We start from the raw sequence: 24824 nt of genomic DNA, 5'->3' as shown, positions 1-24824 counted from the left end.
GACCCAAGGAGTACCGCGATGACCAAACCTTCACTTGCCTTCCGGCCCGCCGTATTGGCGCTCTCAGCCCTGTTCGGACTCACCCTGGCGACCGGCGCTGCCGCCGATCAGGTCGTCGTCCCGGTCATGAACCAGGCCGACCGGGCCCAGGCAGAACTGCCCCGCACCGGGCAGAGCCAGGCCGACGTCCGTTCCCGTCTGGGCGACCCGCGACAGGTACGGGGCCCGGTTGGCAATCCCCCGATCAGTCAGTGGCACTATCCAACCATGGTCATCTACTTTGAGGGCGATCACGTAATTCACGCCGTGCTTAAGCCCAAAAGCAAGTAACAGTAATGAAATTGCCGGGCGCCGCGCCTAGAATGGCCACTTTCTGACGAACAACCCACGGGGGTCGCGAAACCTTGAGCTCTACATCTGTCCTGATGCCTGCCGAGTGGGCCCGTCAACGGGCCGTCATGCTGACCTGGCCCCATTCCGGAACTGACTGGCAGACCCAGCTGGAAGAGGCAGACTCGGTTTTCCTGGCCATCGCCAGAGCTGTTCTGCAACGCCAGGATCTGTTGATCAGCTGTCAGGACCGCCAACGGGCTGAGGAGCTTCGACATCAGCTGAGTCAGGCCGGGTCAGACCACGGTCTGATCGGCAAGGTAACCGTGATCGAAGCGCCTGCGGATGATACCTGGGCGCGGGATCACGGCCCCATTACCGTTGTCGTTGACGGCCAGACCAGACTGCTGGATTTCCGCTTCAACGCCTGGGGCGGCAAATTCGACTACCACAACGACGATCAGCTGAACCAGCGGCTGGTCGAAGCCGGCGGCTTTGGCGACCTGCCGCTGGTACCAATTGACCTGGTACTGGAAGGCGGGTCCATCGAATCGGATGGCGCCGGTACCCTGCTGACCACCAGCGAATGTCTGCTGACTCCTACCCGCAACCCCTCACTGGACCGCACCGGCCTGGAAGAGGCGCTGTGTCAGCATCTGGGCGCCAAGCGCATTCTCTGGCTCAACCACGGCTATCTGGCCGGTGACGACACCGACAGCCACGTCGATACCCTGGCCCGGTTCTGTGCGCCAGACAGCATTTGCTACGTTGCCTGCAACGACCCGGACGACGAGCACTATCCGGCCCTCAAGGCAATGGAGGAAGATCTTCGCGAGTTCCGTCAGAGCAATGGCGAGCCCTATCGCCTGACTCCCCTGCCCTGGCCCGACCCGATTCACGACGAGGACGGCAACCGGCTGCCGGCGACCTACGCCAACTTCCTGATCATCAATGACGCGGTGCTCCTGCCGGTATACGGCGTACCTCAGGATGGCACCGCCATCAAGACCCTGGCGGACCTGTTTCCGCAGCGAGAGGTCGTCCCGATTGATTGCCGGGCGCTGATCCGGCAGCACGGCAGCCTGCACTGCGTAACCATGCAAATTCCGGACGACCTGCCGTCCGGCGGAGTCGCCTGACAATGATCCAGACCACTGCGTCGAGCCAGAACACTGCATCACTCCACGTCGCCGCCATCCAACAGACCTGCAGTGCCGACAAGAGCACCAGCCTGGACACCAGTGAACGGCTGATCCGCCAGGCCGCTGCCGACGGCGCGGAACTGGTGGTTCTGCAGGAACTGCACGCCACCCTGTACTTCTGTCAGACCGAGGACACTGCGGTGTTCGAGTTGGCAGAACCCATTCCCGGACCAACCAGTGAGCGGCTGTCCGCCCTGGCCCGGGAACTCGGCATTGTATTGGTCGGGTCGGTGTTCGAGCGCCGCATGAACGGGGTTTACCACAACACCGCACTGGTCTTTGAGCGCGACGGCAGTCTGGCCGGCCTGTATCGCAAGATGCACATACCGGACGACCCGGGGTTCTACGAGAAGTTCTATTTCACTCCCGGCGATGCCGAGTTCAATGATGGCCGCAACGGCTTTACGCCAATCCACACCTCCGTCGGCACCCTCGGCGTGCTGGTGTGCTGGGACCAGTGGTACCCCGAAGCAGCCCGCCTGATGGCGCTGGCCGGTGCGGAACTGCTGATCTACCCCACCGCCATTGGCTGGGACATGACCGACGATGACGACGAGCGCAGCCGTCAGCTTGACGCCTGGGTCACCGTGCAACGGGGACACGCGGTCGCCAACAACCTGCCGGTCATCGCGCCAAACCGAACGGGAACTGAACCCGATCCGTCGGGTCACAGCGACGGCATCCGCTTCTGGGGTAACAGTTTCATCTGCGGACCGCAGGGCGAAGTTCTGGCCCGTGCCGGGGACAGCGACGAGGCCGCTCTGACCGCCACCATCAACCGACAGCGCAGCGAAGCCATCCGCCGGATCTGGCCGTACCTGCGAGATCGACGGATTGATGCCTACGGCGACCTGCTCAAGCGCGTCCGGGACTGATCCCGGCATCACCGCCACTTAAACCAGCCAGCCACAAGGACCCCTTCAAGGCATGAAGAAACTGATCGACAGTGTTGTGGGCGAACTTAACAACATCCTGCTGGGCAAGGAGCATCAGGTACGCCTGGCACTCTGCGGACTGCTCGCCCGTGGTCACCTGCTGATCGAAGACATTCCCGGGATGGGCAAGACCACCCTGTCCCACGCCCTCGCCCAGGCACTGGGACTGAGCTACCAGCGCATCCAGTTCACCAACGACCTGCTGCCCGCCGATGTACTGGGCTTTTCGATGTACGACAAAGAGGCAGGCACCCTGGTGTTTCATCCTGGCCCGGTGTTCGCCCAGCTGGTTTTGGCGGACGAAATCAACCGCGCCTCGCCACGCACCCAGAGCGCACTGCTGGAAGCCATGGAGGAGCGCCAGGTCTCCATTGAAGGGGAAACCCGGCCGCTGCCAAAGCCCTTCTTTGTCATTGCCACCCAGAATCCGGTGGAACAAGGGGGTACCTACCCGCTACCGGAGTCCCAGCTTGACCGTTTCCTGATGCGCCTCCACCTTGGCTATCCCGATCCGCGGGCCGAGCGTGAGCTGCTGGAAGGTGAGGATCGTCGTGCATTGACCGATCGCATGACCCCACACCTTACCGAACGCGATCTGAAGACCCTGCAGGACGGGGTTGAGCGGGTCAGCACCAGCCCGGCGCTGCTGGACTACATTCAGCGCCTGCTGGAACAGAGCCGGCGCACACCCGGACTGATGTACGGTCTATCGCCGAGAGCCGGGCTGGGCTTACTGCGTGCCGCCAAAGCCTGGGCACTGATGGAAGGACGTCATCATGTCCTGCCCGATGACATTCAGGCGGTGTTCCCCGCGGTCGCAGGGCACCGACTGGAACAGGGAGAGGCCGGCAAGGGCACCGAGCGGGTACGGGAACTGCTGACCAGCGTGTCGGTGCTGGATTAGGCCCCAACCTGACCGCAACAGCCCTCACCATAGTCACCCGCAATCAGCAGGATTGGGGGATTCGACTGGCGCCCGAACAGGAACATGGTAGGCTGGCGCCTTTAAATACGTCAGCCCGCCCCCACAACCTGTTTGATGCAGGGGCTCCCTGACCACCAACGACTTTGCACGTACCGTTACCGAGAGATGCGCTATGAGTGAAACCAAGCATTCCCGCCTGATTATTCTGGGCTCCGGCCCGGCCGGCTATACCGCCGCCGTGTACGCCGCGCGCGCCAACCTGAACCCGACCCTGATCACCGGCATCGAAGTGGGCGGCCAGCTCACCACCACCACCGACGTCGACAACTGGCCAGGCGACAATGATGGTGTTCAGGGGCCGGAACTGATGCAGCGCATGCTCAAGCACGCCGAGCGGTTCGAGACCAACGTAGTGTATGACTACATCAACGAAGCCGACCTGCGCAGCCGCCCCTTCCGCCTCAAGGGTGACAGCGGTGAGTACACCTGTGATGCCCTGATCATCGCCACTGGCGCCTCCGCCATGTACCTGGGACTGGAATCCGAAGAAGCGTTTAAGGGTCAGGGTGTATCCGCCTGCGCCACCTGTGACGGTTTCTTCTACCGCAAACAGAAAGTCGCGGTGATCGGTGGCGGCAATACCGCCGTTGAAGAGGCGCTGTACCTCTCCAACATCGCCGAGGAAGTCACTCTGGTTCATCGCCGGGACTCCCTGCGGGCCGAGAAAATCCTCCAGGACAAACTGTTCGAGAAAGCCAAGAACGGCAACGTCAAGATTGTCTGGGATCACACCCTGGACGAGGTCCTTGGCGACAACACCGGTGTCACCGGTATGCGCATCAAGAGCACCAAGGACGACAGCACCCAGGACATCGATCTGGCGGGCGTCTTCATTGCCATTGGCCACAAGCCGAACACCGACCTGTTCACTGATCAGCTCGATATGGAAAACGGCTACCTGAAGATTCGCTCCGGGCTTGAAGGCATGGCCACCGAAACCAGCGTGCCGGGCGTGTTCGCCGCCGGCGATGTGGCTGACCACGTATACCGTCAGGCGGTTACTTCCGCCGGCTTCGGCTGCATGGCGGCCCTGGACGCAGAACGCTTCCTGGATCAGCAGGACTAGGGCGCCCGGGAACAACTACACTGTCAGACGGGGCCGGTCATTGAGATCGCCCCGTCCACGCAACCCGCTTGAAGAACCGGATGGCCTCACTTCCCTGGATTGACCCGGACCACCTGTGGTTCCCTCCCGCCGATCAGGCCCTGGATGACCCCGATGGCCTGCTTGCCCTCGGTGGCGACCTGTCCACGCAGCGTCTCATCCTGGCCTACCGGAATGGCATCTTCCCCTGGTACAGCGACGAACAGCCGATCCTGTGGTGGTCACCGGACCCGCGCTGCGTGCTGTTTCCCGACGAAGTTCATGTTTCTCGCAGCCTGCGCCGAACGCTGAACCAACAGCGCTTTTCCATCACAGCCGACCACAACTTTGACGCTGTCATCCGCCAATGCGCCCACAGCCGCAGCGAAGGCACTTGGATTACCAGCGACATGATCCAGGCCTACCGGCGCCTGCACGACCTCGGCGTCGCCCACTCCATCGAGGCTTGGGACCGCGACGGAAACCTGGCCGGCGGCATGTATGGCATCGCCCTGGGGCGCTGTTTCTTCGGCGAATCCATGTTCTCGGCACAAACCAACGCCTCCAAGGTATTGATGGTACACCTGGCCAATCAGCTCGGCGCCTGGGGCTACCGGATCATGGACTGTCAGGTTGAAAGTGGACACCTGTTACGAATGGGCGCACGCTGCATTTCAAGACAGGCGTTTTTATCTATACTGGGAGCAAGTGTCGACAGACCGCCAGACCACGGGGACTGGAACTTCCAGTGGCGCTGGCCGGGGCCGGAGGTGTGAATGACCAATCTCAGAACCCTGGCGTTTTTCGCCACACCACCACACGATTGCAGCTATCTGCCTGACCGGGAGGCAACGACGATGTTCGTTGACCCCCGGGCGGATATCAGCAAACGGCTGTACAGCCAACTCACCACCCTGGGCTTCCGCCGCAGCGGCTCCCACTATTACCGGCCACACTGTGAGGCCTGCTCAGCCTGTGTACCGGTGCGCCTCAACGCCGAACGTTTCGTTGCGGACCGCAGCCAGCGCCGGGTATGGAAGCGCAACAGCGACCTGCAGTGCGAACTGGTGCCCGGACGCTACTCGGAAGAGTATTACGGCCTTTACGAACGCTACATCCGGCTGCGTCATTCCGACGGTGACATGTACCCACCCTCTCGGGAGCAATTCACCTCCTTTCTGGTGGAAGGTGCAACGGACACCTGGTTCCTGGAAATGCGACTGGACAACCAACTGATCGGACTGGCGGTGGTTGATGCGTTGGAAGACGGCCTCTCGGCGATCTACACGGTGTTTGATCCAGACCAGGACCAGCGCAGCCTGGGCAGCTTTGCGATCCTCTGGCAGCTCGAGGAAGTCCGTCGCCGCGACATGGCCTACCTTTACCTTGGCTACTGGATCAAGGCATGCCGCAAGATGAACTACAAGACCCGGTTCCGCCCCATTGAGGCGCTGGTGGACGGCCATTGGCAGGAACTGCCAGAGACCCGCTAACATCCCGCGCCAAGCCCTCAAAACGGCGGCCACACACGCCAAAATGGCTATTTTTATCGATTTGTCCCGGCTGACTTTGCCAAACGACTATAATTCAGGCAGAATTGCGCCATTTTCAAATTACGGAAAGTCCATCCAAACGAGGTTTCTACTGAATGGCGAAGTCAGATGTCATTGAAATGGAAGGCGTTATCATCGACACCCTTCCCAACACCATGTTTCGGGTTGAGCTGAGCAACGGTCACGTTGTCACCGCCCACATCTCCGGCAAAATGCGCAAGAACTACATCCGCATCCTCACCGGCGACAAGGTCAAGGTCGAACTGACTCCTTACGACCTGAGCAAGGGCCGCATCGTCTACCGCGCCCGTTAAGCCTTCAGTGACTTCCGAAAGCCCCGCTCGCGGGGCTTTTTACGTTTCTGGCCCGATGACCAGTACGGATCGCCGGGCCAGGATCAGTCACTCCCTATCAACGGCCGAACACTCGTCCGCCCCGGGATTGGTGTAACAACGCACCTTGCGCAAAATCGTCATCATGTCATCGTTGTAGGCGCGGGCTGCGAGTTGAACCTGCGCGTCTTCCGATGACTGCATATCCAGCCGCACGCCACGCAGCATGGCCTGGTAGGCCCGCACATCGTCGGTCGAAATGTCGATCCAGCGGGACTCCGGAATTGCGTCTTCGTACTGGCGGATTACCCGCATGGCTTCAGGGTACAAGCGACTGATCAACCGCCGCGACTGGCGCACAAAGCGTTCCTCGAACGCGCCCTTACGGGCCACCAATTGAATGGTCACCTGTCCCACCGGGTAACGGACAATGCCACCGCTCTCGCCCATGCCACGAAACATTTCCAGCACCTCGTAAGCCGCTCCTGGTGCGTAACTGATGTCGGCATCACCCCGATTGAACAGGGTATGGAAATTGGAGATGCGCGCATCCACGGGCTCAGCCCCCACATACTCGATCATGTGGCGGGCGTCGTGATGACCATCAAACACCGTGATTCGCTTGCCTTTCAGGGCGTCGACATGATTGATCTGGCGATCATTGACGAACAGGTAGGCAGCCCCCATCGGCGCTACCCCCAGGATTTGATAGGCCTCAGTCTCCAGGTGGTCGGCCACCCGGGGACTCGCCAGAATGTACATCAGCACCTTGAGGTCCTCGTACCGGGGAACTGCACCGATCGCGCTGATGGAGCCGGTAAAATCGTTGTAGCGGCGCACCCCCATGTCGGTGACCGCGACCAGGTCGCAGTCACCGGCTTCGAAGTCCTCAACCGCCTTCTGCTCATTATTGTAGGGGCGCATATGGAGCTGTACGCCTTTGGCTACCGCCTGGCGTTTGTAGATTTCCAGGGTCTTGTAGACAAAGCCATTGGCACCAGCCACGTCGAACACACAGAATTCCTTGCGCTCAACGGCAAGCGCAGGGGTTGAGAATGAGGGCCACGCGAACAGCAGCACCAGCAGGATTAACCCTCTCATTCGACCTATCTCCTTATTGTTGTCAGGCGTTTCGGGGATTGTGTAAGGGATCTCAGGATCGATCCCACATTGGCAGATTGTCCGACGAAAGAAATTGACAGCAGGAACCGGCGTATGACGCTGACCGGTCAACAGGCCACCACCAGCCCCGGGGGAAAGGAACCCCAGTGCCAAACCGCAGTGCTGCAGCCATAAAAAAAGCCGCCCCGGTTTCCCGGCGCGGCTTTGACAGGCCTGAAGGTTGAATCAGACGGCTTCGGCGGGCTCGTCCTCGTACTCAAAGACCAGCTCGTCCCCTTCCAGGTGAACGTTTACCTCCCCCCCATTCTCGGAAAGGCTGCCAAACAGGATCTGCTCTGCCAGCGGACGCTTGATCTTGTCCTGGATCAGACGGGCCATTGGGCGGGCGCCCATGGTGACGTCATAGCCTTTCTCTGCCAGCCAGCGCTTCGCTGCGTCATCCACGTGCAGAACCACGTGTTTCTCGTCGAGCTGGGCCTGCAGCTCGGTGAGGAACTTGTCCACCACATAGGTGATGGTGTCCTGCTCCAGATCGCCAAACTGGATGATGCCATCCAAACGGTTGCGGAATTCCGGAGTAAAGGTTTTGCTGATGACTTCCATGCCATCGGTACTGTGATCCTGCTCACTGAAACCGATGGAACGGCGGGCCATGTTCTCCGCCCCGGCGTTGGTGGTCATCACAAGGATGACGTGACGGAAGTCAGCCTTGCGGCCGTTGTTGTCCGTCAGCGTGCCGTGGTCCATCACCTGCAGCAGCAGGTTGAACACTTCCGGGTGGGCCTTCTCGATCTCGTCCAGCAGCAACACGCAGTGTGGATGCTTGTTGACCGCTTCGGTCAGCAGACCACCCTGGTCATAGCCAACATAGCCGGGAGGCGCACCGATCAGGCGGGACACGGTATGCCGCTCCATGTACTCGGACATGTCGAAGCGCACCAATTCAATGCCCAGCACCTTGGCCAGCTGACGGGTCACCTCGGTCTTACCGACCCCGGTCGGGCCGGCGAACAGGAACGCCCCTTCAGGCTTCTCCGGCGCCTTGAGGCCGGCACGGGCCAGCTTGATCGCTGTCGACAGCGACTCGATCGCCCGATCCTGGCCAAACACCACCATCTTCAGGTCCCGCTCCATATTGCGCAGCAGGTCCTTGTCGGAGGTGGACACGTTCTTCGGCGGAATGCGGGCAATGGTCGCCACCACATCCTCAATCGCCGACACACCAATCACTTTCTTGCGCTTGGTGGCAGGCTGCAGGCGCTGGCGGGCACCGGCTTCATCAATTACATCAATGGCCTTATCCGGCAGGTGACGGTCGCTGATGTAGCGATCCGCCAGCTCTGCCGCCACCCGCAGGGCTTTGTCGGTGTACTTGAGATCGTGATGCTTCTCGAAGTGCGGCTTCAGGCCGCGGAGGATCTGATAAGTATCCTCCACACTCGGCTCGTTGACATCGATCTTCTGGAAACGCCGCGCCAGGGCGCTGTCCTTTTCGAAGATGCCGCGGAATTCGGAAAAGGTGGTGGAACCGATGCAGCGGATTTCCCCGGAACTCAGCATTGGCTTGAGCAGGTTGGAGGCATCCATAACCCCGCCAGACGCTGATCCGGCACCAATGATGGTGTGGATCTCGTCAATGAACAGGATGGCGTGACTCTCTTTCTTGAGTTCGGCCAGCAGGCCCTTGAGGCGCTTTTCAAAGTCGCCCCGATACTTGGTGCCGGCCAGCAGTGCCCCCAGGTCCAGCGCATAAACCACCGCGTCGGAGATAATCTCCGGCACCTGGCCATCAACGATGCGACGGGCCAGACCTTCGGCGATGGCAGTCTTGCCAACCCCAGCCTCACCCACCAGCAACGGGTTGTTCTTGCGGCGGCGGGCCAGAATCTGGACCACCCGCTCCACCTCATGTTCGCGACCAATGAGCGGATCAATACGCCCTTGCCGCGCCTGCTCATTGAGGTTAGTGGCGTAGCTCTCCAGAGGCTTGTTGGAGCCGCCCTCCTCCGAGGACTCCTCATGAGTTCCCTGCTCACCTCCCTCCTGGTCTTCCGCGCCCTGGACACGGGAGATGCCATGGGACACGTAGTTAACCACGTCGATTCGGGCGATGTTCTGCTTCTTCAGTACATACACCGCCTGGCTTTCCTGCTCGCTGAAGATGGCCACCAGCACATTGGCGCCGGTTACCTCTTTCTTGCCAGAGGACTGCACATGGAAGACCGCGCGCTGGAGCACGCGCTGGAATCCCAGGGTGGGCTGAGTCTCCCGCTCACTGTCGGAGCTGGGAATCAGCGGTGTTGTGGAGTCGACGAATTCGACCAGTTCGTCCTGCAGCTGCTGCAGGTCCGCACCGCACGCCTTGAGGACATTGACCGCCGAATCGTTATCCAGCAGGGCAAGCAACAGGTGCTCCACAGTCATGAACTCGTGGCGCTTGTCGCGGGCGTTCTTAAAGGCCGTATTCAGCGTATGTTCAAGGTCTTTGCTCAGCATGGGCCACCCCAAGGTCTATCAGTCCGCACGTTCAATCTCGCACAGCAGCGGATGCTCGCATTCCGAGGAATACTGGTTCACCTGTGCAGCTTTGGTTTCCGCGATGTCACGGGTATAGACCCCGCACACCGCCTTTCCCTGTGTATGGACGAGCAGCATGACCTGCGTCGCCTTTTCCTCATTCATACCGAAGAACTTCATCAACACATCCACCACAAAGTCCATCGGGGTGTAGTCGTCGTTCAACAGCACCACCCGAAACCGCGCGGGGCGCTTAAGGGCGGGTTTCTCGGGAGCGACACTGAGGTCATCCTGACGCCCAGGTTCTTCGTCCTCCCCCTGATTTAATACTAGTAGAGAATCTTGGATAGTCCGCATGATTCGTATCCGGAAATCGATGCCTTGATAGTAGGTGGATTCGCCTCACGCGCTTTTCAAGGCAGACCTGCCAAGATACGGCCACCCGGGCCGATCCGGATGATGGTCTCGAAGACAGCGTGAGCTGGTTATCAATACCCGCATAATAACGCTGACACGCCTTCCGCAACCAGTCATTCCTGCCCCTTGACTATTGACTATGACCGAATATTGGACGAGAGTATCCCCTGCTATGTAAAAATATGTTACGCCGAGTAAATAATGTAACCTGCGCACCGCAGTGGTATCTGGAGCCCCTGATTCCCGGCCTTCCGCAGAGAACGAAGGACGCGCTCAGGGGGAAAATGGACTGGCTGGATCGGGTGCGCGGTACCTAAAAATAACGGCACAGAATGACGGAACAGGGGAGTTCAAAATGCCTAAAGGCAAAGTGAAGTGGTTTAACAACGCCAAAGGCTACGGCTTTATTATCGAAGAAGGCTGCAGCGATGATCTGTTTGCACATTTTTCCTCTGTGCAGATGGAGGGCTACAAGACCCTGAAGGCGGGTCAGGCCGTCACCTTCGACAAGAAGCCAAGTGACAAAGGCATCCACGCGGTCAATATCGTACCGGTTGATCAGCCTGCCAAGCAGGCGGATGGCGAGACTCAGGCCGCATCCGAATCGCAGGATCAGGACGCCGATCACCATCACCCGCGAGCAGTCAACGCCTGACCAAGGCTGACCCAGGTTCTGGCAGTGGTTGCTGGCAATACCGGTACCGGACCACTCGCCGGCGCTGAATGCGGATGGGCGCTGTTGCAGCCAGCCCACTGATCGGCGGTTTTGCAGCCTTTTCGGCTAACACATCGGGTGCGTACTTCGCGCGGCCCGCAAAAAGCTCGTCCAGCACTTCATATAACTTTTCGATTTATCATAATACTCTGGTATTCCATCTCCTCCCCCGACAGCGCAGGGCCAGTCCGCTAATTCAACCTCCGGGCACCAGCGATGACGCTTGAGCCTCCGTAATGATCGCCTTTTTACCATTCAATGAGCTGGGGTATAGTGTCGCCACGCTTTTCATTCCTCACGCAGCACCACACGGATGCTGCAACATGCAGCAAAGGGATCATGGCCAGACTCATACTGCTTAACAAACCCTTTCAGGTAATGTGCCAGTTTACCGATGATCAGGGACGAGCCACCCTCGCGGATTATGTCGATTCACCCAATGTCTACCCGGCCGGCCGCCTGGATTACGACTCCGAGGGACTGGTGTTGCTGACCGATCACGGACAACTGCAACACCGTATTGCCTCTCCCCGCAACAAAATGCCAAAGACCTACTGGGTCCAGGTGGAGGGAGAACCGCCGGCAGACGCCTTGGAGCAACTGGCGCAAGGCGTCCACCTGAAGGACGGGCTGACCCGTCCGGCCAAGGTATCGGCCATCGCCTCCCCCGACGTCTGGCCCCGCACCCCGCCCATTCGCGATCGCGCCCAGCAACCAACGTCCTGGCTCGAACTCACCCTCACCGAGGGACGCAATCGACAGGTACGCAGGATGACTGCCGCTGTGGGGCACCCCACCTTGCGACTGATCCGGGTCCGGATTGGCGAGTGGAGTCTGGAGGGGCTGGGGCCTGGACAAACCAACAGCCAGGTGGTTCACCTGCCCCAGAGCACCCCCAATCGCCGGCCCTCCCCTGCGGACAACCGCCGCTACCCGCTTGGCCAGAAACGCCATCAGGGCCGAAAGCCCGGCCAGAAAGGAAACCCACAATCATGACCTGGACACCCCATGCCACCGTGGCCGTCGTCGTTGAAGATGACCAGGGCCGGTTTTTGTTGGTAGAGGAGCGCAGTCACGGCGAGATTGTCTTCAACCAGCCCGCAGGCCATGTGGAAGAAGGCGAATCCATTCCCGCTGCCGCGCTGCGGGAAGCCCTGGAAGAAACCGGCTGGGAAGTTGAGCTGACCGCGCTGATCGGGTTTTACGTCTACAAGGCACCCGCCAACCAGGTGACCTATTACCGTTTCTGCTTTGCGGCCAAGGGCCTGCGCAAACTTACCGACGAACTGGATGCCGACATTATCGCCGCCCACTGGCTGAGCCTGGAGGAGATCCATCACCGCCACCAGCAACTGCGCAGCCCGCTGGTTCTGCAATGCATAGAGGATTACCGCGAGGGGCGGCGATTCCCGCTTGATATCATTGCCGATGCGCAGACGTAAGCGGGCATCAGTGGTAGAATGGCGGGCTTTACCGAAATCGGCACAGACATGACCCAAGTACCTGAAAACACCCGCGTCATCGTCGGCATGTCCGGCGGCGTAGACTCGTCCGTAGCGGCCTGGCTGCTGAAATCCCAGGGCTACCAGGTCGAAGGCCTGTTCATGAAAAACTGGGACGAGGACGATGGCACCGAGTATTGCACGGCCATGACCGACCTCGCCGATGCACAGGCTGTCGCCGACCGGATTGGCATTACCCTGCACACCGCCAGTTTTGCGGCGGAGTACTGGGACCGGGTGTTCGAGCATTTCCTCTCCGAGTATGGTGCCGGCCGCACGCCGAACCCGGACATCCTGTGCAACAAGGAAGTCAAGTTTCGCGCCTTCCTCGACTACGCCATTACCCTGGGGGCCGACTACATTGCCACCGGCCACTACTGTCGCCGCGCCGCCGCCAGCGATGACCAGCCGGCAAAACTGCTGAAGGGTCTGGACCCGAACAAGGACCAGAGCTATTTCCTCCATGCGGTCTCCGGCGAACGCATTAACCGCACGCTGTTCCCCGTGGGCGAGCTGGAGAAGCCGGAAGTCCGTCGCATTGCCGAAGAGCAGGCGTTTGTCACCCATGACAAGAAGGACTCCACCGGTATCTGCTTCATCGGTGAACGCAAGTTCCGGGACTTCCTGCAGCAATACCTGCCGGCCCAGCCGGGCAACATCGAGACTCCGGACGGTCAGGTCATTGGCCGCCATCAGGGGCTGATGTACCACACCATCGGTCAGCGCCAGGGACTGGGGATTGGCGGCCTGAAAGATTTCAATGACGATCCCTGGTATGTCGCCAGCAAGGATCTGGACCGCAACGTACTGATCGCAGTACAGGGCAAGCACCACCCGCTGCTGTTCTCGCGAGGCCTGGTCAGCGGCCCTATCGACTGGGTGGCGGGCGAACCACCGGCCGGTACTTTCCGCTGCAAGGCCAAGACCCGCTATCGCCAGCCCGATCAGGACTGTGACGTTGTCGTGAACCGGAACGGGGGGGTGACCGTGGTGTTCGATGATCCGCAACGCGCGGTGACCCCGGGCCAATCCGTGGTGTTCTACATCGATGACAACTGCCTTGGCGGCGGCGTGATCGAGCAGACCTGGCGCGACGACCAGCAAGCCCCGGAAACGGAGCCGGCAGAATGAGCCAGTCCCGGCAGGATCAAACCCTGGCACTAGCCGGCGTGTTCCAGTGCACCGCCCTGGTCCAGCAGATTGCCCACAGCGGACGGTGCGCCGACTCCAGCTTTGAGACCTGCATCCGCTCCCTGTTCGCAACCGACCCGAATTCCACTCTGGCGGTCTATGGCGAGCTGAAGGATCTTCGTGAGGGCCTGGCAACTCTGGCCAGCGTGCTCAACGACCAGAGCAAGCCGCAGGATCTGGAGATCCTCAAGTACGCCCTCAACCTGATTCACCTTGAGAGCCGGCTGAACCGCAACCGCGACATGCTCGACATCATCGGCAGCCGAATCGATCAGGCTCGCCACACGGCCCAGCACTTTGGTTACACCCACGGCAACCTGGTCAGCAACCTGGCGTCGATTTACAGCGACACCATCAGCACCCTGAAGCCGCGGATTCAGGTGGTCGGCGATCCCGCCATCCTGCAGCAGGATGAGAACGCCGCCCGCATCCGCGCATTGCTGCTGGCCGGCATTCGTGCTGCCGTGCTGTGGCGACAAACCGGCGGCCGCCGCTGGCAGCTGATATTCACGCGGCGGAAGACCGTACACAGCGCCCGGTTGCTGGCTGAACAGGCGAACCGCTCGGTTTACGACTGATTCATCACCCCAGCTGGTGTACCATGAATCATCCCCATTCAAACTGTTTCGTTATCTTTGATCACTTGTGAGGTTTTCGATGGAACTCAATGCCCTGACCGCCATTTCACCGGTCGACGGACGCTATGGCAGCAAAGTCAGCGTCTTCCGTAACATTTTCAGTGAATACGGCTTGATCAGGAACCGAGTCACCGTCGAAATCCGCTGGCTGCAGAAACTCAGCGAGCACCCGGCCATCGACGAGGTCCCCGCCTTTTCCGAGCAGGGACATCAGTTCCTGGACGCCCTGGTGAACGAGTTCAGTGTCGCCGACGCCGAACGCATCAAGGACATCGAACGCACCACCAACCACGACGTCAAGGCGGTGGAATACTTCATCAAGGAAAAGATCGCCGAGGTCCCCGAACTGCACGCGGTCACCGAGTTTGTGCACTTTGCCTGCACCTCCGAGGACATCAACAACCTGTCCCACGCCCTGATGCTGCGCGAGGGGCTGCACGAAGGCCTGCTGCCGGCGATTGAGCGGGTGATCGACAAGCTGGCCGAACTGGCCCGCGAACATGCTGACCTGCCAATGCTGTCCCGCACCCACGGACAGACCGCGTCGCCCTCCACGGTTGGCAAGGAACTGGCCAACGTGGTGCATCGTCTTCGCCGCCAGCTGAAGCAGATCCAGAATGTCGAACTACTGGGCAAGATCAACGGTGCCGTTGGCAACTACAACGCCCACCTGTCCGCCTACCCCACCATTGATTGGGCGACCAACGCCAAGGAATTCGTCGAGAGCCTGGGCCTGAGCTGGAACCCGTATACCACCCAGATTGAACCCCACGATTACATCGCCGAACTCTACGACGCCGTGGCGCGTTTCAACACCATCCTGATCGATCTCGACCGGGACGTATGGGGTTATATCTCGCTGGGCTACTTCAAACAGAAGACGGTCGAGGGCGAGGTGGGCTCCTCCACCATGCCCCACAAGGTCAACCCCATCGACTTTGAAAACTCCGAGGGCAACCTTGGCATCGCCAACGCCCTGTTCAGCCACCTGTCGGCCAAACTGCCGATCTCACGCTGGCAGCGCGACCTCACCGACTCCACCGTACTTCGTAACCTGGGTGTCGGCTTCGCCCACAGCCTGATCGCCTACGAGGCCACCCTCAAAGGCCTCGGCAAGCTGGAAGTGAACCCGGCCCGGCTGGCCGACGACCTGAACCAGGCCTGGGAAGTACTGGCCGAGCCGATCCAGACAGTGATGCGCCGCTACAACATCGAGAAGCCCTACGAGAAGCTCAAGGCGCTGACCCGCGGCAAGGCAATGACCCCCGAGGTGATCCAGCAGTTCGTGGAAACCCTCGATATTCCAGAACAGGCAAAGGCCGAACTGCGGGCGCTGACCCCCGCCAGCTACATCGGCAATGCCAGCGATCAGGCGGGAGCCATCTGACCCATGAACCTACTAGGCGGTCTCAGTGTCGATGAGTTCCTGCGGGACTACTGGCAGAAGAAGCCACTGGTGATCCGCCAGGCCCTGCCGGGGTTCGAGTGCCCGGTATCGCCAGATGAACTGGCGGGGCTGGCCTGCGAGGAAGCGGTGGAATCACGCATCATCCTCGAGAACGAGGACGGCAAGCCCTGGCAGCTCTACAACGGGCCCTTCGCGCCGGACCGCTTCCAGAGCCTGCCCGGCCAGGACTGGACGCTGCTGGTACAGGGTCTGGACCACTGGGTTCCGGAGATTGCCGATCTGCTTGAGCCGTTCCGCTTCATTCCCAACTGGCGGCTGGATGACATCATGGCCAGTTACGCCCCCAAGGGCGGCAGTGTCGGTCCCCATTACGACCAGTACGACGTCTTCCTGATCCAGGGCCTGGGTCAGCGCGAATGGACCTTCGGTGGCCAGTGCGACCACACCTCACCGCGGGTTGAAGGCACACCGCTGCGCATTCTCAGCCACTGGGAAGGCGAGGAAACCGTGGTGCTGGAGCCCGGCGACATGCTCTACCTGCCGCCAGGCGTAGGCCATCACGGTGTCGCCAGGAATGACTGCATCACCCTGTCGGTCGGTTTTCGAGCACCGACGGTTGACGACATTCTCACCGGCTTCACCGATCACCTGTGCAGCCAGACCGATGCCAGCCAGCACCTGACTGACCCGGACCTTCAGCGCCAGGACAATCCCGGCGCCATCCAGCCGGCCGTTATTGATCAGCTCGACCAGCTGATTCGCGAACGCATCGGTGACCGGCGTCAACTGGCACTCTGGTTTGGTCAGTACACCACAGCGCCAAAAAGCCTGGACATTGTGGTGCCCGCGGAAGAGCCGCTGGATACCGCCACCGTGCTGGCCACCCTAAAGCAGGGCTCACCACTGCGCTGGAATGAAGGCTCACGGTTTGCGTTCCATACCCTCAACGACGAGACCGCCCTGTTCGTGGACGGCGAGCGCTACCTGCTCAAAGGCGATGCCCAGAGCCTGGCACCCCTGTTGTGCCAGGGCGCCCGTATCGACAGCGAGGCACTGATCAGATTGTTGGCCGATGAGGCCCTCGCCGATCTGGTGACGGTACTCTACAACCAGGGCAGCCTGTATTTCGAATGAGTTTCCGGGTCCGTAAATACAGCTGGCAACTGGCTCCCAGCAGCGTGCGGGAGATACGCCAGCAGGTGTTCATTGACGAACAGGGCGTGCCGGCGGACGAAGAGTGGGATGATACCGACGAGATTGCCGATCACTACCTCGCGGTCAGCCACGACAACCGCCCCGCCGGCGTCGCCCGGCTGTTTCCGTCGGTGACCGATACCGCCCACATCGGCCGCATGGCGGTGCTGCCGGAATTCCGGGGTCAGGGCGTCGGCGCCCGCCTGCTGGAGCACATGGTCGAGGAAGCCGCCGACCAGTATCAGGACCTGTACCTGTCGGCGCAGGCGTACGCCATTCCCTTCTATCAGCGCTGTGGCTTCCATGTGTGCTCGGAGCCCTACGACGACGTCGGCATCCCCCATGTGGACATGCGCTGTCTGGCCCCCCGCCAGGTCTCGGACCAACTGAGTCAGCGCGCCACACCGATGGTGCTGGGCCAGGACGAGGAACGCTGGCTGATCGGTACCGAGGCGGATCTGGTGGCCAATCTCGACACCCTGGCCAATCAGGCCCGCAAGCAACTCTGGCTCTACGACCGGGAGCTGGAGCACGATCTCTACGACCGCCTGCGATTCCGCGAGATTGTGTCCGCGCTGGCACGGGGGCATCGCCACTGTGACATCCGCCTGCTGGTCCACGACGACCGGCCGCTGGTCAAGAAACGTCACCAGATTGTCGAACTGATGAAGCGCCTGCCCAGCAAGATCGAACTGCGCCTGGTCAACCAGGATTATCCGATCGAAGACTTCCCGTTCCTGCTGGCCGAGCGCCAGGGCGTGCTGGTCCGTCACGAGTTCGACAAGCCCCAAGGTTATGCCCAGTTCGCCAGCGCCCGCCGCAACAAGCTGCTGTCCGAGAGCTTCCTGCGGATGTGGGAGAACGCCACCCCGTCCAAAGAATTCCGTCAGCTGTCAATCTGACCCTGTCAGCGCCTCCGCTTACCCGGAGGCCTCCTCCTCGGCCTCAAACTGCCGTCCGAACGGCGCGAATTCGGTGTCCACTTCCTGGGCAACTTCGATGATCAGGCGACGCAGCCACTGATGATCGGAGTTGTGCTGCAATAGCGGACTCCAGGCCATCTTGAGCTCAAAGGCCGGGATCTCGAAGGGCGGCACCTTGACCACCAGATTGGGGTTGTCCTTCTGCAGCCACGCCGCCCGGCACGGCAGGGTGGCGATCAGATCGTGCTGCTCGGCCAGCAGCATGGCCACCTGATAGTGACGGGTGAACACCGATATTTGGCGCTTGTGACCAATCAGATCCAGTGCCTCATCCACCCAACCCAGGCGCTGGACGTCCTTCGGGTTCACCCCCACACCCACGCCAAATCCGGTCTTGCTGACCCAGATGTGACTGGCATCGAGATAGGTCGACAACGTGAACGGCTCCCGCAGGATCGGGTTGCGGGCGTTCATCAGGCAGGCGAAGTGTTCAGTCCAGAGGGTTTTCTGGTGGAACGACTGAGGCAGTTTGTCGAACCGGTTAATAGCCATATCGAGCCGCCCTTGCTCGACATCGAGAAAACTGACGTCACTTGGGGTCAGCACATCGAGCGTGACATGGGGCGCTTCCTGACGGATACGGCGTAACACCCGCGGCATCAGGCAGGACTCGGCGTAGTCACTGGCCATGATGCGGAACACCCGTTGACTGTCCGCCGCCGAGAATGGTGTCTTTTCCTGCACCGCCTGCTCGATATCAGACAGTATTGCCCGCACCAGAGGCTGCAACTCCGTTGCCCGTTCCGTCGCGGTCATGCCTTCGCTGGTGCGCACCAGCAGTGGATCACCAAACAGATCCCGCAACCGCCGCAAACCATTGCTCATCGCCGGCTGGGTGATCCCCAGGTGATTGGCCGCCTTGGTGACATTTCGCTCCCGCAGCAGCACATCCAGATACACCAGCAGGTTCAGGTCAACACGGGAAATATTCATCTAACACACCTCAGGTTTCCGCCCCGGGCCCGGAGCAATCAGCCCATTTCATGCAATATTCAACCATTCACAAACTAAATGAAATGGCGAATGGCGATAACAGCCAATGATAAGGCTTCGAAATCCTCTGACACCAGCCCCACCGGGAATGTCTTTTCTGCTAATCTTCCGGTAAGTTGAGGGGCGCTTTGAAAGCCCTGCTTTCACTGACACCGCCAACGTTGCCAACTGCAGGAGTATCGTCAGTCACCATGGATACCACCACCATCGTTATTGTCCTGGCCGGTGTCGTCGCGCTTTCCATTGTTGCCATCGTCATTTCCCAAATGCGCGAACGGGCGAGGATTGAACGGGCCCGCAGGATGACCGCCCTGGAGGACAGCTACAAACGGGCCAATGCCCTGTTCCATGAGCTGCCCGGACAGTATCTGACCAAAGAACTGAAACTGTTGCTGGTGCAGCGGATGGAGAGCGCCTGCAAGCAGCTAGTAGCAATGAAGTCCGAGAAACCGGTAAAGGAATGGCTGCAGGAACTGGAACAGCTCAAGCCCAAAATCCAGTCGGATCAGGACAAGCGCCCACCGGTCAAGATTGACTCTCCCGACAAATCCAAGCAGATCAGAGAACAGTTGAAGAACCTGTTCAAACTGATTGAAATCATGCATAAAGCCGGTCAGGTCGATGGCAAAATTGCAAAGAAACAACTCAAGTACGTTCTGTTTTTGGTGCACAAGACCCATGCGGACCTGCACATTTTCCGGGCCCGGGAGTACATCCGCCAGAATGAACTCCGCAAGGCCATCCACGAGTACCACATGGCCAGTACCGAGATGGGTAAGTCCAAAGACAACCCCATGGCCGCAAAGGTTATCAAGAGCCTGCGCACCCGGATCAAGGAACTGGAGAGCATGGCCACCGAGGGTCAAACCAAACAAAGCACCGAGGAGCAGCACCGCCTGGACAAAGAGTGGGACTCCTTCCTCGACGACGACAGCTGGAAAAAACGCACCGACTACGACTGATACCGGCCCGCGCAGTGCCATGGAACGTCGAGCACAGGGAATGATCAGGTTTTGAGCACCCAGCTAACCAAACGCCTTTCCTTTCGCCTCACCCGCAACACTGTGTTGCTGGCGATGGCGTTGGGGCTGGTGCTGAATCTTGCCCATGTGACCCTGGACTACTTCAACGCCCGCGAGGCCATGGATGAGGATATTCGCGCGCTGCTGGAGATCAGTCGCAGCCCGGCTTCCCAGATCGCCTACAATCTGGATGTTCGCCTGGCGGAGGAACTGCTCGATGGCCTGCTGGAGCATCCCGCCATCATCGATGCCCGCATCATCGACCCGGAAGGCTTCACCCTGGCCGCCTCCAGCCGCAGCAGCCCGGATTCAGGGTACCGCTGGCTCAGTGACAGTCTGTTCGAAGCCAGCCGCTTCTACGCCAGCGACCTGAGCGTTCCCCAACTGGCCGAAATCCCCCTGGGCCAGCTTGCCATTACCATCGACACCTACCACTACGGTCTGGGTTTCCTCGAGCGCGCGGGCTACACCGTGGTCAGTGGTTTTATCAAAAGCCTGGTGCTATCGGTCATCCTGCTGTTCGTGTTCTATTTCATGCTCACCAAGCCGATGTTGCGGGTGGTCAATGCCCTGGGGCGCGTGGACACCGACTCACCGGAGAAGGTCCGCCTGCCGGTACCGCCTAAGCACAATGAGGACGAGATCGGTCTGATGGTGTCAATCATCAACCAGCATCTGGACACCATCGACCACAGCCTGGCGCAGCTCAAGGCCGCCGAAAGCGCGATGAAGAACTACTCCAGCCAGCTGGAATCCGAAGTGGACGCCCGCACCCGGGAGATATCCGAGAAGAACGAAGCACTCCAGCGCAGCAACCGGGCGCTGATCAAGGCCAAGGAGGATGCTGTCCGCCGGGCCCGGTCCCGCGCCAGCTTCCTCGCTAATATGAGCCACGAAATCCGCACACCGCTCAACGGCGTGCTAGGCATGCTGGACCTGGCGCTGGAAGGAGAGCTGGAGCACAGTCAGCGGGATCGCCTGGAGATCGCCCATAACGCCGGTGCCAGCTTGCTGGGACTGCTGAACGACATCCTCGATATCTCCAAGGTCGAAGCCGGCAAGCTGAACCTGGAGATTATCCCCTTCAACCTTCGGCGGCTGATTGAGGAATGCGCCACCCTGCATGCCGAGCAGGCACGCCGCAAGGGTATCGACCTGGTGGCGGAAATCGAGCCGGCGCTGGCCGAGCAGTTTCTGGGCGACCCCACCCGCACCCGCCAGGTGATCAACAACCTGCTGTCCAATGCCATCAAGTTCACCGAAACCGGTAGCGTACGCATCAGTGCGCATCAGGGCAAAGGCAAAGTACAACTGGACATTATCGACACCGGGATTGGCATGTCCGCCGAGGGCCTGGACCGGATCTTCTCACCCTTCTCCCAGGCCGATGACGACACCACTCGCCTATACGGTGGCACCGGGCTTGGCCTTACGTTGTGTCGGCAGCTGGTAGAGCGCATGCATGGCCATATCAAGCTGGAATCGGAGCCCAACCAGGGCACCCACTTCACCGTACAGCTGCCACTGGCCGCCCAGGAAGCCGCTGAACCGGAGACACACTTCCCCGAACATCTGCTCCAACAGGGCGTCACACTGCTGATCCCGGAAGGATACCCCCATCAATCGGCCATTGAGAACCAGCTGCTGGCCTGGGGCATTCCGGTCCACAATGATTTCGTCCACCGCACCGGCATTCTTCTCGCCGCTCCGGAAGACAGCACCATCCGAGCGACAGCCCAGAGCTGGGAGGGCCTTGGCGTGATCTGGCTTGATCGCAGTGGCAACCTGCCACCAACGCAATACCCGGTCACGCTCACCCTTCCCCTGCAGCGGGAGGTTCTGCGCAAGCGACTACGTGAACCCACCCAGATGCAGCACCGCCCAGCCGCAAGGCCAGAGCTCCAACCATCCCGACATGGACTCAGGTTGTTGCTAGTGGAGGACAACCAGGTCAACCAGCTGGTCGCCAGCGCGATTCTCAAGAAGCTGGGGCACCAGGTGACCGTCGCGGAGAATGGCCAGGCCGCTTTGAGCACCCTGGAAGCCCAACGCTTTGATCTGGTGTTGATGGATTGTCAGATGCCGGTGATGGATGGCTACACCGCAACCCGCCGTATCCGGGAAGTGCCGGCGTGGCGGGAGCTGCCTATTGTCGCGGTCACCGCGAACGTGATGCAGGGTGACCGAGACGACTGCCTGGCGGCGGGGATGAACGATTACATTTCCAAACCCTACAACCGAGAAGACCTGGAAGCCGTCATTCGCCGCTGGACGCGCCGCCATGCGTCATCAGGCTGAGTAACGTCTTCAGCTCCTCCCGCAACGCCTGAAGCCGCTCCGGGGCCATGCCGGACTGGCACAGCAGTCGTACCGGCACATCCTTCGCCCGGGCTTTCAGGTCTCGTCCCTGGGTGGTCAGGGCAATGGTCACCACACGCTCATCCGCCCCGGAACGCTGGCGGGTCACCAGGTCCGCCGCCGCTAGACGTTTCAGCAAGGGCGTCAGGGTTCCGCTGTCGAGCCGCAGACGCTGGCCCAGCCAGCTGACACTCACCTCCTGCCCTGCCGCTTCCGCCTCCCAAAGCACCAGCATCACCAGGTATTGCGGGTAGGTCAGGCCCAGCTCCGCCAGCAGCGGCCGGTAGAGCGAGGTCATGGCCCGGTTGGCGGCGTAGAGTGCAAAGCAGAGCTGATTATCAAGCGCCAGCACGGTGTTCTCGACCCCCTCGGGCGTAACTGGCGGCTCACTCACAGCAGCTTCTCAATGTCCTGGCGAATGGCATCCGGCTTGGTGGTTGGCGCATAACGGTTAACCACCCGGCCCTTGCGGTCAACCAGGAACTTGGTGAAGTTCCACTTCACCTGCTCCGACCCCAACAAACCTTTGGCCTCGGATTTGAGGAACCGGTACAGCGGGTGGGCATCGGGTCCATTGACATCAATCTTCGCCATCATCGGAAAATCGACACCGTAGTTGAGGCTGCAGAACTGACTGATGGCGTCGTTATCGGCGGGGTCCTGGTTGCGGAACTGGTTGCAGGGAAAGCCCAGTACCACCAGCCCCCGGTCCGCCAGGGCATCATGCAACTGTTGCAGTCCCTCAAACTGGGGCGTGAAACCACACTTGCTGGCGGTGTTGACGATCAGCATTACCTTGCCTTCGAACTCAGACATGGCATGGCTCTGGCCCTTGATGTCCTGTACTTCAATATCGTAGATCGATGCGACGCCCATGGCGGCCTCCTTGTTGGTTTTGATGTGTCAGACGCTCCGACAGACAACCGGGGTACCTGGCAACTCCACGCCCATATTATGCACTATTATATTTCGCACAATGTATTTTGGGCCAGTTTTGCCGACTGTTCCGGTTAACTTCCTGGCATCTGTACTTTTTTTGCCACAATTGATCACTATCCCCCTATTGCCGGGCTGTTCCGCTCCGATAGAATAGATACTTTCACTCTCAGCAACGGGAATCCGATCGCTATGCAGAACTACCAGAAATCCGCCAAGCTCGATAATGTCTGTTATGAAATTCGTGGCGTGGTTCTGCGTGAAGCGCGTCGACTGGAAGAAGAAGGCCACCGGGTACTGAAACTCAACATTGGCAACCCGGCCACCTTCGAACTGGACGTACCGGAGGAAATCCAGCAGGACGTCATCTACAACATGCACCAGGCCCAGGGCTACGTGGAGTCCAAAGGGCTGTTCTCCGCTCGCAAGGCGGTGATGCACTATTGCCAGCAGCGCGGCATCGACAAGGTCGATATTGACGATATCTACCTGGGTAACGGCGTGTCGGAGCTGATCGTGATGTCGATGCAGGCGCTGCTCAATACTGGTGATGAGGTCCTGATTCCGGCGCCGGACTACCCGCTCTGGACCGCAGCCGTGACCCTGTCCAGCGGCAAACCGGTACACTACCACTGCGATGAGTCCCAGAACTGGTTCCCGGACATCGACGATATCAAGAAAAAGATCACTCCCCGCAGCCGGGCAATCGTTCTGATCAACCCCAACAACCCTACCGGGGCGGTCTACTCCCGCGAGCTGCTGGAACAGGTGATCGAGCTGGCCCGCCAGCACAACCTGATCGTGCTGTGTGACGAGATCTACGACAAGATCCTCTATGACGACGCCGTCCATGTATCACCCGCCTCGCTGGCCGACGACGTCTTGTTCTTCACCTACAACGGCCTGTCCAAGAACTACCGCGCTGCAGGCTATCGTTCCGGCTGGATGATCATCTCCGGAGCCAAACACCGGGCCAAGGATCTGATCGAAGGCATCGACATGCTGTCCAACATGCGGCTGTGTTCGAACGTACCCGCACAACTCGCCATCCAGACCGCCCTCGGCGGCTACCAGTCGATCAACGATCTGGTGGTGCCTGGTGGCCGGCTCTACGAACAACGGGAAATCGCCTGGCGCATGCTCAACGACATTCCCGGCGTCAGCTGCGTCAAACCGATGGGCGCGCTCTACCTGTTCCCGAAACTGGACCCGAAGCGGTTCCCGATTGCCAACGATGAGAAGCTGGTCCTGGACCTGCTGCTGCAGGAACGTATCCTGCTGGTGCAGGGTTCCGCCTTCAATGTCGACGACAAGCAGCACCTTCGTGTCGTGTTCCTGCCCCGGGCCGATGCGCTGGAAGATGCCATGACGCGGCTGGCGAACTTCCTGTCCAAATACAGCCAGTAA

Annotated in this window: 25 protein-coding genes; 19 read left to right on the top strand and 6 right to left on the bottom strand. The window is 60.2% G+C overall.

The window, feature by feature from the left end:
- The first annotated feature begins 18 nt into the window (after window positions 1–18).
- The 8 genes from J2887_RS09115 (at window position 19) to infA (ending at window position 6403) form a co-directional block, all read left to right on the top strand.
- Entirely contained in the window at window positions 19–330 is a 312-nt protein-coding gene (locus J2887_RS09115; RefSeq protein ID WP_227175682.1) for a hypothetical protein, read from the top strand.
- Window positions 331–425: 95 nt separating this feature from the next.
- Window positions 426–1469, top strand: a complete 1044-nt coding sequence (locus J2887_RS09110) for an agmatine deiminase family protein (protein ID WP_227176093.1) — start codon at window positions 426–428, stop codon at window positions 1467–1469.
- A gap of 2 nt (window positions 1470–1471) precedes the next feature.
- Window positions 1472–2407, top strand: a complete 936-nt coding sequence (locus tag J2887_RS09105) for a carbon-nitrogen hydrolase (protein ID WP_227175681.1) — start codon at window positions 1472–1474, stop codon at window positions 2405–2407.
- Between the two features lie 52 nt (window positions 2408–2459).
- Complete coding sequence (locus J2887_RS09100) at window positions 2460–3371, top strand: AAA family ATPase (RefSeq protein WP_227175680.1); 912 nt, start codon at window positions 2460–2462, stop codon at window positions 3369–3371.
- A 193-nt stretch (window positions 3372–3564) separates the two neighbouring features.
- On the top strand, window positions 3565–4518 hold the full coding sequence (gene trxB / locus J2887_RS09095; RefSeq protein WP_227175679.1) for a thioredoxin-disulfide reductase: 954 nt from the start codon (window positions 3565–3567) through the stop codon (window positions 4516–4518).
- Between the two features lie 80 nt (window positions 4519–4598).
- Entirely contained in the window at window positions 4599–5312 is a 714-nt protein-coding gene (gene aat / locus J2887_RS09090) for a leucyl/phenylalanyl-tRNA--protein transferase (RefSeq protein WP_227175678.1), read from the top strand.
- Window positions 5313–6029 (top strand): arginyltransferase, encoded by a 717-nt coding sequence (locus tag J2887_RS09085; protein ID WP_227175677.1) that lies wholly within the window; start codon window positions 5313–5315, stop codon window positions 6027–6029.
- 155 nt (window positions 6030–6184) lie between these two features.
- The gene (infA, locus tag J2887_RS09080) at window positions 6185–6403 is read left to right on the top strand and encodes a translation initiation factor IF-1 (RefSeq protein ID WP_014421226.1); all 219 of its coding nucleotides are present in this window, start codon (window positions 6185–6187) and stop codon (window positions 6401–6403) included.
- A gap of 87 nt (window positions 6404–6490) precedes the next feature.
- On the opposite strand, the gene J2887_RS09075 is transcribed toward infA, so the two are convergent.
- The 3 genes from J2887_RS09075 to clpS all read right to left on the bottom strand — a co-directional run bounded on the left by J2887_RS09075 (window position 6491) and on the right by clpS (window position 10417).
- Window positions 6491–7522 carry a putative solute-binding protein gene (locus J2887_RS09075; protein ID WP_227175676.1) on the bottom strand — a complete coding sequence of 344 codons (1032 nt, stop codon included), beginning with the start codon at window positions 7520–7522 and terminating at the stop codon, window positions 6491–6493.
- Window positions 7523–7768: 246 nt separating this feature from the next.
- On the bottom strand, window positions 7769–10039 hold the full coding sequence (clpA, locus tag J2887_RS09070) for an ATP-dependent Clp protease ATP-binding subunit ClpA (RefSeq protein WP_227175675.1): 2271 nt from the start codon (window positions 10037–10039) through the stop codon (window positions 7769–7771).
- An 18-nt stretch (window positions 10040–10057) separates the two neighbouring features.
- Window positions 10058–10417 carry an ATP-dependent Clp protease adapter ClpS gene (clpS, locus tag J2887_RS09065; RefSeq protein ID WP_227175674.1) on the bottom strand — a complete coding sequence of 120 codons (360 nt, stop codon included), beginning with the start codon at window positions 10415–10417 and terminating at the stop codon, window positions 10058–10060.
- A 415-nt stretch (window positions 10418–10832) separates the two neighbouring features.
- On the opposite strand from clpS, the gene J2887_RS21765 reads away from it, so the two are divergent.
- The 8 genes from J2887_RS21765 (at window position 10833) to J2887_RS09025 (ending at window position 18027) form a co-directional block, all read left to right on the top strand.
- Window positions 10833–11132, top strand: coding sequence for a cold shock domain-containing protein (locus J2887_RS21765; RefSeq protein WP_282450458.1), 300 nt, complete (start codon window positions 10833–10835; stop codon window positions 11130–11132).
- A gap of 399 nt (window positions 11133–11531) precedes the next feature.
- On the top strand, window positions 11532–12188 hold the full coding sequence (locus J2887_RS09055) for a pseudouridine synthase (RefSeq protein WP_227175673.1): 657 nt from the start codon (window positions 11532–11534) through the stop codon (window positions 12186–12188).
- A complete protein-coding gene (locus J2887_RS09050) occupies window positions 12185–12634 on the top strand; it encodes an NUDIX hydrolase (RefSeq protein ID WP_227175672.1) in 450 nt (149 codons plus the stop codon). Before J2887_RS09055 ends, J2887_RS09050 begins: the two co-directional genes overlap by 4 nt.
- A 48-nt stretch (window positions 12635–12682) precedes the next feature.
- Window positions 12683–13825: a tRNA 2-thiouridine(34) synthase MnmA gene (gene mnmA, locus J2887_RS09045; protein WP_227175671.1), complete on the top strand. Its 1143-nt coding sequence runs from the start codon at window positions 12683–12685 to the stop codon at window positions 13823–13825.
- Window positions 13822–14463, top strand: coding sequence for a high frequency lysogenization protein HflD (gene hflD, locus J2887_RS09040; RefSeq protein WP_227175670.1), 642 nt, complete (start codon window positions 13822–13824; stop codon window positions 14461–14463). The genes mnmA and hflD overlap by 4 nt, the downstream gene beginning before the upstream one ends.
- Window positions 14464–14542: 79 nt before the next feature.
- Entirely contained in the window at window positions 14543–15910 is a 1368-nt protein-coding gene (purB, locus tag J2887_RS09035; protein WP_227175669.1) for an adenylosuccinate lyase, read from the top strand.
- Window positions 15911–15913: 3 nt separating this feature from the next.
- Window positions 15914–17065: a cupin domain-containing protein gene (locus J2887_RS09030; RefSeq protein WP_227175668.1), complete on the top strand. Its 1152-nt coding sequence runs from the start codon at window positions 15914–15916 to the stop codon at window positions 17063–17065.
- On the top strand, window positions 17062–18027 hold the full coding sequence (locus J2887_RS09025) for a GNAT family N-acetyltransferase (RefSeq protein WP_227175667.1): 966 nt from the start codon (window positions 17062–17064) through the stop codon (window positions 18025–18027). Before J2887_RS09030 ends, J2887_RS09025 begins: the two co-directional genes overlap by 4 nt.
- A gap of 18 nt (window positions 18028–18045) precedes the next feature.
- Here J2887_RS09025 and J2887_RS09020 read toward each other — a convergent pair whose 3' ends face one another.
- Complete coding sequence (locus J2887_RS09020; RefSeq protein ID WP_227175666.1) at window positions 18046–19041, bottom strand: LysR family transcriptional regulator; 996 nt, start codon at window positions 19039–19041, stop codon at window positions 18046–18048.
- Between the two features lie 251 nt (window positions 19042–19292).
- Between J2887_RS09020 and J2887_RS09015 the strand changes: the two genes are divergently transcribed.
- Together J2887_RS09015 and J2887_RS09010 are read left to right on the top strand one after the other, a co-directional pair.
- A complete protein-coding gene (locus J2887_RS09015) occupies window positions 19293–20063 on the top strand; it encodes a hypothetical protein (protein ID WP_227175665.1) in 771 nt (256 codons plus the stop codon).
- 51 nt (window positions 20064–20114) lie between these two features.
- Window positions 20115–22421, top strand: coding sequence for a hybrid sensor histidine kinase/response regulator (locus J2887_RS09010; protein ID WP_227175664.1), 2307 nt, complete (start codon window positions 20115–20117; stop codon window positions 22419–22421).
- On the opposite strand, the gene J2887_RS09005 is transcribed toward J2887_RS09010, so the two are convergent.
- Both J2887_RS09005 and J2887_RS09000 read right to left on the bottom strand, forming a co-directional pair.
- Complete coding sequence (locus tag J2887_RS09005) at window positions 22381–22779, bottom strand: MarR family winged helix-turn-helix transcriptional regulator (RefSeq protein ID WP_227176092.1); 399 nt, start codon at window positions 22777–22779, stop codon at window positions 22381–22383. The genes J2887_RS09010 and J2887_RS09005 overlap by 41 nt on opposite strands.
- Window positions 22780–22871: 92 nt before the next feature.
- Complete coding sequence (locus J2887_RS09000) at window positions 22872–23357, bottom strand: glutathione peroxidase (protein WP_227175663.1); 486 nt, start codon at window positions 23355–23357, stop codon at window positions 22872–22874.
- A 252-nt stretch (window positions 23358–23609) separates the two neighbouring features.
- Here J2887_RS09000 and J2887_RS08995 point away from each other — a divergent pair, with 252 nt between their 5' ends.
- The gene (locus J2887_RS08995) at window positions 23610–24824 is read left to right on the top strand and encodes a pyridoxal phosphate-dependent aminotransferase (RefSeq protein WP_227175662.1); all 1215 of its coding nucleotides are present in this window, start codon (window positions 23610–23612) and stop codon (window positions 24822–24824) included.

The sequence above is a fragment of the Marinobacter sp. CA1 genome (assembly GCF_020546665.1).
Taxonomy (GTDB): Bacteria; Pseudomonadota; Gammaproteobacteria; order Pseudomonadales; family Oleiphilaceae; genus Marinobacter; species Marinobacter xestospongiae.
Note: the sequence above shows the minus strand (reverse complement) of the source record. Positions and strands in the feature narration are given on the sequence as shown.